This window comes from Streptomyces sp. NPDC051214 (assembly GCF_040682375.1).
Classification (GTDB): Bacteria; Actinomycetota; Actinomycetes; order Streptomycetales; family Streptomycetaceae; genus Streptomyces.
This window is the reverse complement of record NZ_JBFBAT010000004.1, coordinates 1-17,306: the sequence shown is the minus strand read 5'-3', so window position 1 is coordinate 17,306 and position 17,306 is coordinate 1. Positions and strand designations below refer to the sequence as shown.

Sequence of the window (17,306 nt, the reverse complement as noted above, 5' to 3'; positions counted from 1 at the left end):
GCACCGACCCGACCAACAGTCAAGGAGCGTGAACATGTCGCAGCACGGCCTGCGTGAGGTGGAGCACGAGATCAGTGTGGAGGCACCGGCCGATGCCGTGTACCGGCTGATCGCGGAGGTACGGAACTGGCCGCGCATCTTCCCCCCGACGATCTACGTCGACCAGGTGGAGAGCAGCGGGAACGAGGAGCTCATCAGAATCTGGGCGACCGCCAACGGCGAGGCCAAGAACTGGTCGTCGCGCCGCACCCTCGATCCCGAAACCCGGCGGATCACCTTCCGGCAGACGGTCTCCACGCCCCCCGTCGCCTCGATGGGCGGCACCTGGATCATCGAGGCGCTCTCGGCGACCTCGTCCCGGATACGCCTTCTGCACGACTACCGCGCGGTCGACGACGACCCCGCGGGCCTGAAGTGGATCGACGAGGCGGTCGACCGCAACTCGCGCTCCGAGCTGGCCGCCTTGAAGGAGAACGTCGAACGGGCGCACGCCGCCGAGGAGTTGACGTTCTCCTTCGAGGACACCGTGCAGATCGAGGGCTCGGCCAAGGACGTGTACGGCTTCATCAACGAGGCCGACCTGTGGGCGGAGCGTCTGCCGCACGTGGCCAAGGTCCGCCTCGACGAGGACACCCCGGGCCTGCAGACCCTGGAGATGGACACCAAAGCGAAGGACGGCTCCACCCACACCACGAAGTCGTACCGGGTGACGTTCGAGCACCACAAGATCGCCTACAAGCAGGTCACCCTGCCGGCCCTGATGACGCTGCACACCGGCTACTGGACGTTCGAGGAGAACGGCACCGGAGCCGCCGCGTCGTCCCAGCACACGGTGGTCCTGAACCCGGACAACATCGCCCGGATCCTCGGTCCGGACGCGACGGTCGCCGACGCCAGGGAGTACGTGCACTCGGCGCTCAGCACCAACAGCCGCGCCACCCTCGGCCATGCCAAGGACTACGCGGAGTCGAGGCGCTGACCATGCCGTCGCACCAGCACGACCGCCACCGGGACCAGCACCTGGACAGTCAGGTCATCGTCGTGGGTGCCGGTCCCGTGGGTCTGATGCTCGCCGGGGAGCTGCGGCTCGGCGGCGCCGACGTCATCGTCCTGGAGAGCAGGAAGGCCCCGACAACGGAGTCGCGGGCCTCCACCCTGCACGCCAGGACCATGGAGATCCTCGACAGCCGCGGCCTCCTGGAGAAGTTCGGGACGCCGCCGAACGAGCCCCGCGGCCACTTCGGCGGCATCCCGCTCGACCTGACACTGCCGAGCCCCTACCCCGGCCAGTGGAAGGTTCCGCAGACCCGCACCGAAGAGGTCCTGCGGGAGTGGGCGCTGTCCCTCGGCGCGGATCTGCGGCGCGGGCACGAGGTGCGCGCGCTGTCCGTCGAGGACGACCACGTCGAGGTCGAGGCGGCGGGGCCCGAGGGCACCGTGCGGCTGCGCGCCCTGTGCGTCGTCGGCTGCGACGGCGAGAACAGCGCCGTGCGGCGCCTGACCGGGGCCGACTTCCCCGGTACGGACGCCGGGCGTGAGCTGATCCGGGCGGACGTCGACGGAATCGACGTACCCAACCGGCGCTTCGAGCGGCTCGAGAAGGGGCTCGCCATCGCGGCGCGCAGGGACGACGGTGTCACGCGCGTCATGGTGCACGAGTTCGGCCGCCCGGCCGGCGCGCGCACCGGCGAGCCGTCGTTCGACGAACTGTGCGCGGTATGGCGCCGGGTCACCGGGGAGGACATCAGCGGCGGGACCCCGCGGTGGATCAACTCCTTCGGGGACGCGAGCCGCCAGCTCACCCGCTACCGCGAGGGACGGGTGCTGTTCGCCGGTGACGCGGCGCACCAGCAGATGCCGATCGGCGGCCAGGCCCTCAACCTCGGCCTCCAGGACGCCGTCAACCTCGGCTGGAAGCTGGCCGTCCAGGTCGCGCGCAAGGCGTCGGACGGTCTGCTCGACAGCTATCACGAGGAGCGGCACGCGGTCGGGCAGCGGGTCCTGACCAACATCAAGGCCCAGGCCATGCTGCTGCTCGGCGGCCCCGAGGTGGAGCCCGTGCGGGCGGTGGTCGGCGAACTCGTCGCGAGCCGCCCCGCGCGGGAGCACCTGGCGGGCATGGTCTCGGGCCTGGACGTGCGCTACGACGTCGGCGAAGGGCCGTCCCCGCTCCTGGGGGCCCGCCTCCCGCACACCGAACTCACCACGCCCGAAGGCCCGGTGACCACGACGGCCCTGTTGCGCACCGGCCGTGGACTGCTCATCGACCTACGGGACGAACCGGAACAGCACGCCGCCGTACGGGAGTTGAGCGAGCCCTGGCACGACCGGGTCACCGTCACGGCGGCCCGAGCGTCCGGCACGGATCTCGACGACGCCGGCCTGGTCCTCGTACGCCCCGACGGCCACGTCGCCTGGACGGGCACGGAAGGGGACGGTCTGCGCGCCGCTCTGAAGCGCTGGTTCGGGACGACCCGAGCCGCCACATCAGCCGACCACAGGAGAAACAGCATGAGCAGGCTTGAAGGAAAGACCGCCCTGGTCACGGGATCGAGCCGTGGCATGGGCCGCGCGACGGCCCTGCGCCTCGCACGCGACGGCGCACTGGTCGCCGTCCACTACACCAGCAACAAGGAGGCCGCCGAGGAGACCGTCGCCACCATCGAGAAGGAGGGCGGCCGGGCCTTCGCGATCCGCGCCGAACTCGGCGTCCCGGGCGACGTGCACGAGCTGTTCCTGGGCCTGGAGGCCGGCCTCAAGGAGCGCACGGGATCCACGACGCTAGACATCCTCGTCAACAACGCCGGTGTCATGGGCGGTGTCGCCGCGGAGGAGACCACCCCGGAGGCGTTCGACCGGCTCTTCGCGGTCAACGCGCGGGCACCGTTCTTCATCATCCAGCGCGCGCTGAAGAACCTGCCGAGCGGCGGCCGCATCATCAACATCTCCTCCGGCCTGACCCGGTGCGCCAACCCGTCCGAGATCGCCTACGCGATGACCAAGGGCGCGGTGGAGCAGCTGGCCCTGCACTTCGCCAAGCACCTGGGCCCGCGCAACATCACGATCAACAGCGTGGCGCCCGGCATCACCCGCAACGGCACCCCCGTGTTCGACATACCCGAGGCCGTCGAGCAGATGGCGGGCCTCTCCGCCTTCAACCGGGTCGGCGAGCCCGAGGACATCGCCGACGTCGTCGCCTTCCTCGCCTCCGACGAGGCCCGCTGGATCACCGGCTCCTTCGTGGACGCCACCGGCGGCACCCTCCTTGGCTGACGTGACCGCCGCGGCCACGGCCGGGCCCCGGGCCCCCGGGGCCTGGGGCCCGCGTCTGTGGGGGCTGCTGATCGTCCTCGCGGGCAACATGCTCATCGACGCCCTGGAGGTGTCGGTGATGGTGGTGGCCGTGCCGTCGATCGGCGCGGACCTGCGTCTGACACCCGCTGCCGCGCAGTGGACGATGACCGGCTTCGCCGTCGGCTTCGGCGGTCTGATGCTGTTCGCGGGACGGGTCGTGGGCCTGCTCGGGCGGCGGCGCGTCTACCTGTGGGCGCTGTTCGGTTTCGCCGCGGCCTCGCTCGTCGCGGGGTTCGCGGGGGATCCGGCGACGCTGCTCGCGACCCGCTTCGTCAAGGGATTCTGTGCGGCACTGACCGCGCCGACCGGGCTCGCCATCATCGGCGCCACCTTCAGGGCGGGGCCGGACCGGGACCGGGCCGTGTCGGTCTACACCCTCTTCGGCGGGTGCGGCTTCACGGCCGGGCTCATCCTCTCGGGGCTGCTCACCGAGGTGGACTGGCGCTGGACCATGATGTTCCCCGCTCCGGTCGTGCTCGCACTGCTCGTCCTGGGCCGGAGACTCATCCCCGGCGACGCGGAAACCGGACGCGAACAAGGCGCGGACAGACGGCAGTTGGACGTGGCGGGGGCGCTCACCCTGACCGGAGGGCTGCTCGCCCTCGTCCTCACCGTCGTCACCGTCACGCAGCGGGGGTGGGCCGACGTACGGACCGTGGGCGCCGCGCTGTCGGCGCTCGCGCTCCTGGCCGCGTTCTGCCTCGCCGAACGGCGTGCGCGCCAACCGCTGGTACGGGCCTCGCTGCTGCGCCACGGGCCACTGCTCCGCTCGGCCGTGGGCGCCGCCGCCCTCAACGGCTCCTTCCTCGGGCTGCTGTTCGTCGTCACCTACCAGTGGCAGGCGGCGCAGGGCTGGGGGCCGCTGCGCACGGGCCTCGCGCTGCTGCCCGCGAGCGCGCCCCTGGCTCTGACGGCCCTGTCGTCGGGGCGCATGGTCCAGCGCTTCGGAGCACCCCGCCTGATCGTCATCGGCGCCACCGCGCCCCTCATCGGATACGTCCTGTACCTGCGGGACCCCGCGCACGCGACGTACGCCACCGGAGTCCTGCCCACGCTGCTCCTGGTGGGGGCCGGCTTCGTGTGCGCCTTCGCGGCGCTCAACACCCAGGCCGTCGCGGGCATCGCACCCGCCGAGCGCGGCCCGGCCGTCGCGACCTACCAGACCGCCGTGCAGAGCGGCGCCGTCCTGGTGATCGCGCCGACCGCCGCGCTCCTGACGGCGCACGGCAGCCGCACGGCCATGGCCCTGGTGACCGGGGCCGGCGCGGTCGGGCTGCTCGCCGCACTGAGACCTCTACGCCGATCGTGAAGGAGCATTGCCTTGCAACAGCTGGAAGAACTGCTCGAGCTGAAGGAGAGAGCACTCGCGGGGCCGAGCGAGAAAGCCACCGAGGCACAGCACGCCAAGGGGAAACTCACCGCCCGCGAGCGCATCGAACTCCTCCTGGACAAAGGCTCGTTCAACGAGATCGAGACCCTGCGCAGACACCGGGCCTCCGGCTTCGGCCTGGAGAGCAAGAAGCCCCACACCGACGGTGTCGTCACCGGCTGGGGCAACGTCCAGGGCCGCACCGTCTTCGTCTACGCCCACGACTTCCGCATCTTCGGCGGCGCGCTCGGAGAGGCGCACGCCGAGAAGATCCACAAGGTGATGGACCTGGCCGCGTCGGCCGGCGCCCCGCTCGTCTCGCTCAACGACGGCGCGGGGGCCCGCATCCAGGAGGGCGTCACCGCGCTCGCCGGGTACGGAGGCATCTTCCGGCGCAACACACGCGCCTCCGGTGTCATCCCGCAGATCTCCGTGATGCTCGGCCCGTGCGCCGGGGGAGCGGCCTACTCGCCCGCCCTGACCGACTTCGTGTTCATGGTGCGCGAGACCTCGCAGATGTTCATCACCGGACCGGACGTGGTGCGGGCGGTGACCGGCGAGGAGATCAGCCAGAACGGCCTGGGCGGCGCCGACGTGCACGCCGGGACCTCGGGCGTCGCACACCTCGCGTACGACGACGAGGAGAGCTGCCTGGAGGACGTCCGCTACCTGCTGTCCCTGCTGCCCGCCAACAACCGTGAACTGTCGCCCGTGCAGCCCAGCGACGACCCGGCCGACCGTCCGACGGACGCGCTCCTCGACATCGTGCCGAGCGAGCCGGGACGCTCGTACGACGTGCGGGAGGTCATCGAGGAGATCGTCGACGACGGCGAGTACTTCGAGGTGCACGCCGCCTGGGCGCCCAACCTGGTCTGCGCGCTGACCCGCCTGGACGGCCAGGTCGTCGGTGTCGTCGCCAACAATCCCAAGGCCATGGCCGGAGTCCTGGACATCGAGGCCTCGGAGAAGGGCGCCCGCTTCGTCCAGTTCTGCGACGCGTTCAACATCCCGCTGGTGACCCTGGTGGACGTACCGGGCTTCCTGCCCGGCGTCGACCAGGAGCACAACGGCATCATCCGGCGCGGCGCCAAGCTCCTGTACGCCTACTGCAACGCGACGGTGCCGCGCATCTCCCTGGTGCTGCGCAAGGCCTACGGCGGCGCGTACATCGTGATGGACTCCCGCTCCATCGGCGCGGACCTGGCCCTCGCCTGGCCCAGCAACGAGATCGCGGTGATGGGCGCCGAAGGCGCCGCCAACGTCATCTTCCGCCGGGACATCGCCGCCGCCGACGACCCCGAAGCACTGCGGCAGACGAAGATCGAGGAGTACCGGGAGCAGCTGATGCACCCGTACTACGCCGCCGAGCGCGGGCTCGTCGACGACGTGATCGACCCGCGCGACACCCGCAGGGTGCTCACGAGCTCCCTGGCGATGCTCCGGGCCAAGCACGCCGACCTGCCGTCGCGGAAGCACGGAAACCCGCCCCAGTAGGCGCGTTCCGTCGGCCCGCACCACACCCCACCCACGTACGAGAAGGACACACCCATGCCCGAAACCATCCTGGTCACGTGCGCCACCGGCAACGTCGGCCCGCACGCCGTCGCCGAGCTGCAGAAGGCCGGCGCCACCGTCCGCGCCCTGGTGCTCGAGGACGACCCGAACATCGGCCGCCTCCCCGAGGGCACCGAGATCCACTACGGGGACCTCGGCGACCCCGACAGCCTGGACGCCGCGCTCGACGGCGTCGACGGCGTCTTCTGGATGTGGCCGTTCTTCGCCCTCGACGTCACGACCGCGCCCGCCGTGCTGCGCAAGATCGAGGCACACGCGAGCCGTATCGCCGTCGTCTCCTCGGTCGGCGTGCACATCGGCCTCGAACCGGTCGACAACAACTGCCACGCCTACCTGGAGTCGATCGTCGAGAAAACGAGCCTGGACTGGACGTTCCTGCGCACCACCGGCTTCCACGCCAACGCCCTCGGCTTCGCCGGCCAGATCCGCGACGGCGGCGTCGTCCACTTCCCCTACGGCGCCGCGACCCGCACCTCCGTCCACGAGGGCGACCTCGCCGCCGTCGGCACCGCCGCGCTGACCCAGGACGGCCACGCGGGACAGAAGTACCTGGTGTCCGGGCCCGAGGAGCTCTCCCAGGAGGGACAGGTCCGCGTCATCGGCGAGGTCATCGGCCGCGAGCTCGGCTGGCAGGACATCGAGCACGACGACGCCCGCCGGGCCATGGTCGACACCGGCTGGCCGCCCTCGTACGCGGACGGCGCACTCGACTACTTCGCGATGCTGACGAAGGAGCCCGAGGTCGGCTCCACGGTCGTGGCGGACGTCACCGGACGGCCCGCGCGCACCTTCCGCCAGTGGGTCCAGGAGCGGCCGGACGCGTTCCGCTGACCCCACTCACGGGCACCCGTTTTTCCGTGCGGAATGCGACGCATGACAGAACCTCACCGCCCGGTCCGGTCCGCGTCAATTCCAGGTGAAGTGTGTTGACGGGGTTGCCGCGCACCCAAGAGTCTTTCATCAGCTGCCCTGCTTATCGGCTGCCCTCGCATTTTCCTCGCACGCCGGAATTCAAACCGCCGGCGGCGCGGTCACAGCGGCTTCGCAATGAAGTCCCGCACTCTGGAGAAGAGTTAATGCGCGTCCTATTCATCAGCACTCCTTCCGCGAGCCATTTCACGCCGCTCGCGCCCCTCGCCTGGGCGCTGCGCGGCGCCGGACACGACGTGGTGGTGGCGGGACAGCCGGACATCGACGACGCCGTACGGGCCTCCGGGTTCGTCGGCCGGCAGAGCGGAGCCGCGTTCGACGGCGAGGCCGTGCTGCTGCGGGGGCTCGAACCGTGGCAGCGCCCGCTGCAGGTCCGCCCGCGGGAGCGGCTGCGGATCGAGGGCTACGCCCAGGCGTGGTCGGGCCACGCGGCACGGGTGGTCCGGGGTCACCTGGACTTCGCGCGGGCCTACCGCCCCGATCTGATCGTCGGCGACCCGCTGGAATACAGCACCCTCGTCATCGGCCGGGCACTCGACGTGCCCGTCGTCCACCACAGGTGGGGCGTCGACAGCCTGGCGTCGGCGGCGCGCGGCCTCGCCAGGGAGAACCTGCGGGAGCTGTGCGAGGAGCTCGGCGTCGGCGCGCTGCCCGACCCGGCCGTCATCCTGGACCCCTGCCCGCCCTCGCTCCAGCAGCCGGGCGCCGAGCCGGGCCTCCCGGTCAGGCATGTGCCGTACAGCGCCAACTGGCGGCTTCCCGAGGACTTCCCGTGGGAGGCGCCGCAGGACGGCCGGCGGCGCGTCGGCCTGTCGCTGGGCGGCACGCTGCGGCTCAACGGCGCCGGGTTCGTCGTCCGGCTGCTGCGGGCCATCGGCGAGATGCCGGACATCGAGGTGCTCGCCACACTGCCCGCGGAGTTCCGCGGCCTGGTCGGCGAGGTGCCCGCCCGCATCCGGTGTGTCGGCTCCGTTCCGCTCGGGCTGCTTCTCGACCACTGCGCCGCAGTGGTGCACCACGGCGGCTCCGGCACCTCCATGACGGCCACCCTCGCGGGACTTCCGCAGCTGGTGCTGCCGCAGATCGCCGACAACTTCGGTCACGGCGACCGCCTGGCGCACCTGGGCGCCGCCGTCGCGCTGGACACGGCCGAGACGCAGGACGCGCCCAAGCGGCTGCGGGACGCCCTGACCGACCTCCTGGACGACCCCCGGTACACCGAAGCGGCCGGGCGGCTGCGCGCCGAGATGCTGCTGATGCCCACGCCGGCCGGGGTCGTCGACGACCTGGCGAACCTCTGAGGACCTGGAGCACACGTGCGCATCACCGAGCTGGAGATCCCCGGCGCCTTCGCCATCGAACCCAACCATCTGCGCGACGAACGAGGGTCGTTCTACGAAGGGCTGCGGACCGAGGAACTGGAGAAGGCCGCGGGCCGCCCCTTCACCCCACGGCAGATCAACTACTCCGTCTCCCGGCGCAACACGCTGCGGGGCATCCACAGTGTCACCAACCCGCCGGGCCAGGCGAAGTTCGTCACCAGCGTCCGGGGCGTCCTGCGCGACATCCTGGTCGACCTGCGCCTCGGGTCGCCCACGTACGGACGCCACGTGAGCAACGAACTGGACGCCGACGCGGGCACCTCGGTCTTCGTCCCCGAAGGCGTCGGCCACGGCTTCCTCACCCTCACCGATGACGCCTGCATCTGTTACGTCCTCTCCACGGCCCATGTGCCGGGCACCCAGGTCGACATCGATCCGCTCGACCCCGAACTCGCCCTGCCCTGGGGCTTCACGGAGCCGCCGCTCATCTCCGACAAGGACGCCAAGGCGCCGACGGCGGCACAGGCGGCGGCCGCCGGGCTGCTCATGCCCTATGAACCCCACAAGTCCTACGTATAGGCGCGACCGCGGAATTCAATCGGAATTCCGCCGGAATTCAGCCACAAGCGGCCACCGCCCCGAGCGGGCGCCGCAATGAGGAGGACATCTTCATGAAGGCCCTGGTGTTGTCGGGCGGGTCGGGCACCCGCCTGCGCCCGTTCAGTTACTCGATGCCCAAACAGCTCATTCCGATAGCCAACAAGCCGGTTCTCCAGCACGTCCTCGAGAACATCCGGGACCTCGGCGTCACCGAGATCGGCGTCATCGTCGGTGGCGGCGCCCAGCAGATCGAGGCGGCCGTCGGCGACGGATCGGCGCTCGGCGTCCGGATCACGTACATCCCGCAGGAGAACCCCACCGGACTCGCCGCCTGCGTCTCGCTCGCCCGGCCCTTCCTCGGGGACGACGACTTCGTGATGTACCTCGGCGACAACATGCTCCCCGACGGCGTGGGGGAGATCGCGGCACAGTTCACGGCGGACCGCCCCGCGGCCCAGGTGGTCGTCCACAAGGTGGCCGACCCCTCCGCGTTCGGCGTCGCCGAGCTCGACTCCGAGGGCCGGGTGACCCGCCTGGTCGAGAAGCCCAAGGAGCCCCGCAGTGACCTCGCCCTGATCGGCGTGTACTTCTTCACGCCGGCCATCCACCGGGCCGTCGCCTCCATCGAGCCCAGCGCACGCGGCGAACTGGAGATCACCGACGCCATCCAGTGGCTCCTCACCGACGGCGCCGACGTGCGCGCCAGCCAGTACGAGGGCTACTGGAAGGACACCGGCCGCGTCGACGACGTACTGGCGTGCAACCGCAAGCTCCTCGACGACGTGAAGCCCGACATCCTGGGCGAGGTCGACGCCACGAGCGTCATCACCGGCCAGGTCATCGTGGAGGCCGGTGCCCGCATCGTCCGCTCCACCGTCGAAGGCCCGGCGATCATCGGTGCCGGAACGCTGGTGGAGGACAGCCGCGTCGGCCCCTACACGTCCATCGGCAAGGACTGCGTCCTGCGCGGCACCCACATGGACGAATCCATCGCCCTCGACGGCGCGACGGTCACCGAGGTCCGTGGTCTGCACGGTTCGGTGATCGGAAGGTCCGCGACCGTCGGACAGGCGGCCCAGCACCGGCTCGTTGTCGGTGACCACACCAGCGTAGAGGTGGCAGCAGCATGAAGATCCTGGTCACAGGCGGCGCCGGATTCATCGGCTCGCACTATGTACGCACCCTTCTGCAGGACCAGTACGCGGGCTGGGAGGGCGCCCACGTCACCGTCGTCGACAAGCTCACCTACGCGGGCAACCGCGAGAGCCTGCCGGCGAACGACCCCCGGCTGACGTTCGTCCAGGGCGACATCCTCGACGGGGACCTGCTGCGCCAGCTGCTGCCCGGTCATGACGCCGTGGTGCACTTCGCGGCCGAGTCGCACGTCGACCGCTCCCTGGAGTCGGCCGCGGAATTCGTCCGCACGAACGTGCTCGGCACCCAGTCCCTGCTCGAAGCGGTCCTGGCCAGCGGCGTCGAGCGCGTCGTGCACGTCTCCACCGACGAGGTCTACGGCTCCATCGACGAGGGCTCCTGGACCGAGACCTGGCCCCTGGCGCCCAACTCCCCGTACGCCGCCTCCAAGGCCGCGTCCGACCTCGTCGCCCGCTCGTACTGGCGCACCCACGGGATCGACCTGTCGATCACGCGCTGCTCCAACAACTACGGGCCCTACCAGCACCCCGAGAAGCTCATCCCGCTCTTCGTGACCAACCTGCTGGCCGGCCTCACCGTGCCGCTCTACGGAGAGGGCGCCAACGTACGCGAGTGGCTGCACGTCGACGACCACTGCCGCGCGATCGACCTCGTCCTGAACAAGGGCCAGGCCGGCGAGGTCTACAACGTCGGCGGCGGCAACGAACGCACCAACCGCGCCATCACCGAGCGGCTGCTGGAACTCACCGGCAGGGACTGGACGAGCGTGCGCCGCGTCCCCGACCGCAAGGCGCACGACCTGCGCTACTCGCTCGACGAGACCAAGATCGCCGAGCAGCTCGGATACGCGCCGAGCGTCTCCTTCGAGCAGGGCCTCGCCGACACCGTCGACTGGTACCGCAAGAACACCGACTGGTGGCAGCACTCCAAGGCCATCGCGGCGGACCGGGCATGACGGAGCATCACCTCAGGAAGGGCACAACAGCATGAGCCTGCACAAGGAACTCGTCATGGACGAAGTCCGCAAGTATCACCGGGACGTCCAGGACGACAGGGGCTTCGTCCCCGGCACCACCGAGATCTGGCCGTCCGGCGCCGTCCTGGACGAGGAGGACCGCCTCGCCCTGGTCGAGGCCGCCCTGGACATGCGGATCGCGGCGGGGCGCAGCTCCCGCAAGTTCGAGTCGCAGTTCGCGCGCAAGCTCAAGCGGCGCAAGGCCCACCTGACGAACTCCGGCTCGTCGGCCAACCTGCTCGCCACCACGGCCCTCACCTCACACCTCCTGGAGGACCGGCGGCTGCGCCCCGGCGACGAGGTGATCACGGTCGCCGCGGGCTTCCCCACCACCGTCAACCCGATCCTGCAGAACGGCCTCATACCGGTCTTCGTCGACGTCGAGCTCGGCACGTACAACACGACGGCCGACCGGGTCGCCCAGGCCATCGGCCCCAAGACCCGCGCCATCATCATCGCGCACGCCCTCGGCAACCCCTTCGAGGTCGCCGAGATCGCCCAACTCGCCGAGGACCACGACCTGTTCCTCATCGAGGACAACTGCGACGCCGTCGGCTCGACGTACGACGGTCAGCTCACCGGCACCTTCAGCGACATGACGACCGTCAGCTTCTACCCCGCGCACCACCTGACGATGGGCGAGGGCGGCTGCGTCCTCACCTCGAACCTGGCGCTCGCCCGGATCGTGGAGTCGCTGCGCGACTGGGGCCGTGACTGCTGGTGCGAGCCGGGCGAGAGCAACAAGTGCCTCAAGCGGTTCAAGTACCAGATGGGCACGCTGCCCGCCGGCTACGACCACAAGTACATTTTCTCGCACGTCGGCTACAACCTGAAGGCCACCGACCTGCAGGCCGCGCTCGGCCTGACCCAGCTGGCCAAGCTCGACGACTTCTGCGCCGCGCGCCGCAAGAACTTCAAGCACCTGTACGACGGCCTCGACGGCCTCCCGCACCTGCTGCTTCCGCGGGCCACCCCGCGCAGCGACCCGAGCTGGTTCGGCTTCGCCCTCACCGTGTCACCCGAAGCGCCGTTCACCCGAGCCGAGTTGGTGGACTTCCTGGAGGGCCGCAAGATCGGCACCCGCCGACTCTTCGCCGGCAACCTCACCCGCCACCCGGCCTACATAGGCCAGCCGCACCGCGTCGTCGGCGAACTGACCAACAGCGACATCATCACCGAGCAGACCTTCTGGATCGGGGTCTACCCCGGCCTGACCGAGGAGATGCTCGACTACGTCGTCTCCTCGATCAAGGAATTCGTGGGAGCCCGTGGATGACCATGGAAATCGTCGGAAACGGTTTTCTCGCCCGGAACCTCCGGCCCATCGCCGACCGGCACACCGACACCGCCGTCCTCGCGGCCGGTGTCTCCTGGGCCGGCGGCACCTCGGACGACGACTTCGCCCGGGAGTCCGCACTCCTTGACGAGGTCGCCGCACGGTGCCGGACCACCGGGCGCCGCCTCCTGTTCTTCTCCACGGCGTCCACGGGGATGTACGGAGAAGGGGGCGGCACGGGACGCGAGGACAGCCCGATCACGCCCTGCACCCCCTACGGGGCCCACAAGTTCGCCCTGGAGCAGCGGCTCAAGGCCTCAGGAGCGGACTACCTCATCCTGCGCCTCGGCCACCTGGTGGGGCCAGGACAGCCGCCGCACCAGCTGATGCCCTCGCTGCTCCGCCAGGTCCTGGAGGGCGCGGTCCGCGTCCACCGGGGCGCCACCCGCGACCTCATCGACGTCGCGGACGTGGTCACCGTCATCGACTGCCTCCTGGAACGCGGCGTACGCGGCGAGACGGTCAACGTGGCGTCGGGGGAGGCGGTACCGGTGGACCACATCGTCGACCACCTCCAGGAGCGGCTCGGCCTCGACGTCGAGCGCGAATACCGCGACGCCGGGGCGCACCACGTCATCTGCACGGAGAAGCTGCGGCGCCTCGTGCCCGAGACGGCCCGGCTCGGCTTCACCCCGACGTACTACCGGCAGGTCCTCGACGCCTTCCTCGACTCCGCGGGCGTCGACCGCGCCACCGTCCCCACCCCGTCCTGACCCGCGCCTTCCGCCCGTGATCCGCAAGGAGTGAGACCCATGTACCCCCCACCCGGCAGGCCGACCCCCCGGCCGACCACGCTGACGTCGCGTGAAGACCCGGCCGTCGCCCACCGCATGGCGCGGTCGGCCGCGACGGAGCAGGGTGCGCGGCTGCGCACCGACGACTTCGCCGACTGGCTGGACGAGCGGCGCCGCGCGCACCACTTCAAGGTCGAACGCATACCCTTCAGCGGCCTGGACGGCTGGTCGTTCGAGGCCGGCACCGGGAACCTCGTGCACCGCAGCGGCCGCTTCTTCACCGTCGAGGGCCTGCACGTCACCCGCGACACCGGACCGCACCGCGAGTGGTACCAGCCCACCATCAAGCAGCCCGAGGTGGGCATCCTCGGCCTGCTCGTCAAGGAGTTCGACGGGGTCCTGCACTTCCTGATGCAGGCCAAGATGGAGCCCGGCAACCGCAACCTGCTCCAGCTGTCGCCGACCGTCCAGGCCACCCGCAGCAACTACACCAAGGTGCACAAGGGCGCCGACGTGAAGTACATCGAGTACTTCACGCAGCCCGACCGCGGCCGGGTCATCGCCGACTCACTGCAGTCCGAGCACGGCGCGTGGTTCTTCCGCAAGAGCAACCGCAACATGATCGTCGAGGCCGTCGACGACGTTCCGCTCGACCCGGACTTCTGCTGGCTGACCCTCGGCCAGATCGGTGAACTCCTGCGCCGCGACAACGTCATCAACATGGACACCAGGACCGTCCTCGCCTGTGCGCCGCTGCCCCAGGAGGACGAGGGCGCACTGCACTCGGACACCGACGTCCTGTCCTGGTTCACCGCCGAGCGCGCCCGCCACGACGTCCACGCGGAACGCGTTCCGCTGGACGAGGCGAGCGGCTGGAAGCGCGGCGACATGTCCATCGACCACGAGGAGGGACGCCACTTCAGCGTGGTGGCCCTGCGCGTGGAGGCCGGCAGCCGGGAGGTGACCGGCTGGACCCAGCCGGTGTTCGAACCGCACGGCCTCGGCGTCACGGCCTTCGTGACGCGCAGCATCGGCGGAGTGCCGCACGTCCTGATGGAGGCGCGCGTCGAGGGCGGCCTCCTGGACACGGTGGAACTCGCGCCCACCGTCATGCACACCCCCGACAACTACGCCTACCTGGAAGGCGAGTACCGCCCGCCCTTCCTCGACCTGGTCCTGGCCGCGACCCCCTCGCAGATCCGCTACGAGGCGGTGCACTCGGAGGAGGGCGGCCGCTTCCTCAACGCCGAGAGCCGCTACCTCATCGTCGAGGCGGACGAGGAGACGGTGCCCGTCGAGGCTCCCCCCGGATACCGCTGGATCGCCCGCGACCAGCTCAACTCCCTGCTCAGGCACGGCCATTACCTCAACGTCCAGGCCCGCACGCTGCTCCTCTGCCTCAACGCACTCGCGGGGCGGTCCTGATGGGCCAGAAGGGCGGCATACGAGTCGGCCTGCTGGGCTGCGCGGACATCGCCCGGCGGCGCGTGCTGCCCGCCATGGCGGCTACGGACGGCATCCGGATCACCGCGATCGCCAGCCGGGACGCGGGCAGGGCCGAGGAGCTCGCCGGCACCTACGGCGCCGAGCCCGTGCACGGCTACCAGCGGCTGCTCGACCGCGACGACATCGACGCGGTCTACCTCCCGCTGCCCGCCGCCCTGCACGCGGAGTGGACCGAGGCGGCACTGCGCGCGGGAAAGCACGTACTCGCCGAGAAGCCGTTGACGACCGACCTGGAGAGCTCCCGCCGACTGGTCACGCTGGCACGGGAGTCGGGGCTCTTCATGATGGAGAACGTGATGTTCGTCCATCATCCGCTGCACGACGCGGTGCTCAAGCTCGTCGCCGACGGCGCCATCGGTGAACTGCGGTCCTTCCAGGCCGCGTTCGCCATCCCGCGCCTGCCGGACGACGACATCAGGCACCGCGCGGACCTCGGCGGCGGCGCCCTCTGGGACACCGGCGTCTACCCGGTCCGGGCCGCCCTGCACTTCCTGGGCGACGGCCTCGAAGTCCGCGGCGCGCTGCTCGGCCGGGGCCAGGGCCGCGAGGTGGACACCACGGGGCACGCCCTCCTGGGCACACCCGGCGGCATCGGCGCCCGGCTGGTCTTCGGGCTCGACCACGCCTACCGGTCCTCCTACGAACTGTGGGGGAGCGAGGGCCGCATCACCGTGGAGCGTGCCTTCACGCCGCCCGCGGACTTCGTGCCGGAGATCCGCGTCGAGCGCCGCTCCGGGACCGAAGTGATCCAGCTGCCGCCCGCGGACCAGGTCGCCCGCACGGTCGCGGCCTTCGTGGACGGCGTACGCGCGCGGTCCACGCCGGATCCCGTGTGCCTGCGGCAGGCGGAGCTCCTGGACGGGGTGCGGCGGGCTGCGGGCGAGCCGGCCTAGCGGCCGGGCCGGACGGTCCGACTTTTTCTCTGCGGTCATCAACTCCGCACCTTCCAGCGCTCGTTGCTACCGCCTCCGGAAAGGGCGACTACCTTGAAGCAGAACGAGATCCGCCGCCTCGACCGGGTGATCATCCGTTTCGCGGGTGACTCGGGTGACGGCATGCAGCTCACCGGCGACCGGTTCACTTCGGAGACGGCGTCCTTCGGGAACGATCTCTCGACACTGCCGAACTTTCCCGCCGAGATCCGTGCTCCTGCCGGGACACTGCCGGGTGTCTCCTCCTTCCAGCTGCATTTCGCCGACCACGACATCCTCACGCCGGGCGACGCGCCGGACGTCCTGGTGGCGATGAATCCGGCGGCACTGAAGGCGAACATCGCCGATGTGCCGCGCGGCGCGGAGATCATCGTCAACACGGACGAGTTCTCCAAACGGGCGATGCAGAAGGTCGGCTACGAGGTCTCGCCGCTGGAAGACGGTTCGCTGGACGGCTATAGCGTCCACCCGGTGCCGCTGACGACGCTGACGGTCGAGGCGCTCAAGGAGTTCGACCTCTCGCGCAAGGACGCGGGCCGCAGCAAGAACATGTTCGCGCTGGGTCTGCTGTCGTGGATGTATCACCGGCCGACGGAGGGCACGGAGAAGTTCCTGCGGACGAAGTTCGCCAAGAAGCCGGACATCGCCGAGGCCAACATTGCCGCGTTCAGAGCGGGTTGGAACTTCGGCGAGACGACTGAGGACTTCGCGGTCTCGTACGAGATCGCTCCGGCGACCAGCGCCTTTCCGCCTGGGTCCTACCGCAACATCTCGGGGAATCTGGCCTTGTCGTACGGGCTGATCGCGGCGGGCCGGCAAGCGGATCTGCCGCTCTACCTGGGCTCGTATCCGATCACTCCGGCCTCGGACATCCTGCACGAGCTGAGCAAGCACAAGAACTTCGGTGTGCGCACGTTCCAGGCCGAGGACGAGATCGCGGGGATCGGGGCGGCGCTGGGTGCGGCGTTCGGCGGTTCGCTGGCGGTGACGACGACGTCGGGGCCCGGTGTGGCGTTGAAGTCGGAGACGATCGGGCTCGCGGTGTCGTTGGAGCTTCCGCTGCTGATCGTGGACATCCAGCGCGGTGGTCCTTCGACGGGTCTGCCGACGAAGACCGAGCAGGCGGACCTGCTGCAGGCCATGTTCGGGCGCAACGGTGAGGCGCCGGTGCCGATCGTGGCGCCCAAGACGCCGGCGGACTGCTTCGACGCGGCGCTTGAGGCGGCCCGGATCGCGGTCACCTATCGCACGCCGGTGTTCTTGCTGAGCGACGGCTATCTGGCCAACGGTTCCGAGCCCTGGCGAGTGCCTGAGCAGGACCAGCTGCCGGATCTCCGGGTCGCTTTCGCCTCCGGGACGAACCATGTTCTGGAGGACGGTACGGAGGTCTTCTGGCCCTACAAGCGCGACCCGGAGACGCTTGCGCGCCCCTGGGCGATCCCCGGCACGCCCGGTCTCGAACACCGCATCGGCGGCAT

General features: G+C 70.3%; 13 protein-coding genes and 1 pseudogene. All 14 read left to right on the top strand.

Annotated elements, in window-relative coordinates; all coding sequences use genetic code 11:
- The first annotated feature begins 34 nt into the window (after window positions 1–34).
- Window positions 35–979 carry an aromatase/cyclase gene (locus AB0M70_RS11255; protein WP_365818842.1) on the top strand — a complete coding sequence of 315 codons (945 nt, stop codon included), beginning with the start codon at window positions 35–37 and terminating at the stop codon, window positions 977–979.
- A pseudogene (locus tag AB0M70_RS11250) lies at window positions 967–3,273 on the top strand (SDR family oxidoreductase); the annotation flags it as partial. The gene AB0M70_RS11255 and the pseudogene AB0M70_RS11250, both read left to right, overlap by 13 nt.
- Window position 3,274: 1 nt before the next feature.
- On the top strand, window positions 3,275–4,663 hold the full coding sequence (locus AB0M70_RS11245; RefSeq protein WP_365818841.1) for an MFS transporter: 1,389 nt from the start codon (window positions 3,275–3,277) through the stop codon (window positions 4,661–4,663).
- Between the two features lie 12 nt (window positions 4,664–4,675).
- Window positions 4,676–6,217: an acyl-CoA carboxylase subunit beta gene (locus AB0M70_RS11240; RefSeq protein ID WP_365818839.1), complete on the top strand. Its 1,542-nt coding sequence runs from the start codon at window positions 4,676–4,678 to the stop codon at window positions 6,215–6,217.
- 54 nt (window positions 6,218–6,271) lie between these two features.
- Window positions 6,272–7,129: an NAD(P)H-binding protein gene (locus AB0M70_RS11235; RefSeq protein WP_365818837.1), complete on the top strand. Its 858-nt coding sequence runs from the start codon at window positions 6,272–6,274 to the stop codon at window positions 7,127–7,129.
- 245 nt (window positions 7,130–7,374) lie between these two features.
- On the top strand, window positions 7,375–8,529 hold the full coding sequence (locus AB0M70_RS11230; RefSeq protein ID WP_365818835.1) for a nucleotide disphospho-sugar-binding domain-containing protein: 1,155 nt from the start codon (window positions 7,375–7,377) through the stop codon (window positions 8,527–8,529).
- A gap of 15 nt (window positions 8,530–8,544) precedes the next feature.
- The gene (locus tag AB0M70_RS11225; RefSeq protein WP_365818833.1) at window positions 8,545–9,129 is read left to right on the top strand and encodes a dTDP-4-dehydrorhamnose 3,5-epimerase family protein; all 585 of its coding nucleotides are present in this window, start codon (window positions 8,545–8,547) and stop codon (window positions 9,127–9,129) included.
- Between the two features lie 92 nt (window positions 9,130–9,221).
- A complete protein-coding gene (locus tag AB0M70_RS11220) occupies window positions 9,222–10,280 on the top strand; it encodes a glucose-1-phosphate thymidylyltransferase (RefSeq protein ID WP_365818831.1) in 1,059 nt (352 codons plus the stop codon).
- On the top strand, window positions 10,277–11,260 hold the full coding sequence (gene rfbB / locus AB0M70_RS11215; RefSeq protein ID WP_365818829.1) for a dTDP-glucose 4,6-dehydratase: 984 nt from the start codon (window positions 10,277–10,279) through the stop codon (window positions 11,258–11,260). Before AB0M70_RS11220 ends, rfbB begins: the two co-directional genes overlap by 4 nt.
- A 31-nt stretch (window positions 11,261–11,291) precedes the next feature.
- Complete coding sequence (rfbH, locus tag AB0M70_RS11210; protein WP_365818827.1) at window positions 11,292–12,596, top strand: lipopolysaccharide biosynthesis protein RfbH; 1,305 nt, start codon at window positions 11,292–11,294, stop codon at window positions 12,594–12,596.
- A complete protein-coding gene (locus AB0M70_RS11205) occupies window positions 12,593–13,369 on the top strand; it encodes an NAD-dependent epimerase/dehydratase family protein (protein ID WP_365818825.1) in 777 nt (258 codons plus the stop codon). Before rfbH ends, AB0M70_RS11205 begins: the two co-directional genes overlap by 4 nt.
- A gap of 39 nt (window positions 13,370–13,408) precedes the next feature.
- Entirely contained in the window at window positions 13,409–14,815 is a 1,407-nt protein-coding gene (locus AB0M70_RS11200) for an NDP-hexose 2,3-dehydratase family protein (protein ID WP_365818823.1), read from the top strand.
- Complete coding sequence (locus AB0M70_RS11195; protein WP_365818821.1) at window positions 14,815–15,789, top strand: Gfo/Idh/MocA family oxidoreductase; 975 nt, start codon at window positions 14,815–14,817, stop codon at window positions 15,787–15,789. Before AB0M70_RS11200 ends, AB0M70_RS11195 begins: the two co-directional genes overlap by 1 nt.
- Before the next feature lie 93 nt (window positions 15,790–15,882).
- The coding region (locus AB0M70_RS11190; RefSeq protein ID WP_365818819.1) for a 2-oxoacid:acceptor oxidoreductase subunit alpha at window positions 15,883–17,306 on the top strand (1,424 nt) is incomplete at its 3' end.

What these genes read in the sequence shown, in the direction of transcription:
- AB0M70_RS11255 (WP_365818842.1), top strand. Translation starts at nt 35, where the DNA reads ATGTCGCAGCACGGCCTGCGTGAGGTGGAGCACGAGATCAGTGTGGAG.
- AB0M70_RS11235 (WP_365818837.1), top strand. Translation starts at nt 6,272, where the DNA reads ATGCCCGAAACCATCCTGGTCACGTGCGCCACCGGCAACGTCGGCCCG.
- AB0M70_RS11230 (WP_365818835.1), top strand. Translation starts at nt 7,375, where the DNA reads ATGCGCGTCCTATTCATCAGCACTCCTTCCGCGAGCCATTTCACGCCG.
- AB0M70_RS11220 (WP_365818831.1), top strand. Translation starts at nt 9,222, where the DNA reads ATGAAGGCCCTGGTGTTGTCGGGCGGGTCGGGCACCCGCCTGCGCCCG.
- rfbB (WP_365818829.1), top strand. Translation starts at nt 10,277, where the DNA reads ATGAAGATCCTGGTCACAGGCGGCGCCGGATTCATCGGCTCGCACTAT.
- rfbH (WP_365818827.1), top strand. Translation starts at nt 11,292, where the DNA reads ATGAGCCTGCACAAGGAACTCGTCATGGACGAAGTCCGCAAGTATCAC.
- AB0M70_RS11205 (WP_365818825.1), top strand. Translation starts at nt 12,593, where the DNA reads ATGACCATGGAAATCGTCGGAAACGGTTTTCTCGCCCGGAACCTCCGG.
- AB0M70_RS11200 (WP_365818823.1), top strand. Translation starts at nt 13,409, where the DNA reads ATGTACCCCCCACCCGGCAGGCCGACCCCCCGGCCGACCACGCTGACG.
- AB0M70_RS11195 (WP_365818821.1), top strand. Translation starts at nt 14,815, where the DNA reads ATGGGCCAGAAGGGCGGCATACGAGTCGGCCTGCTGGGCTGCGCGGAC.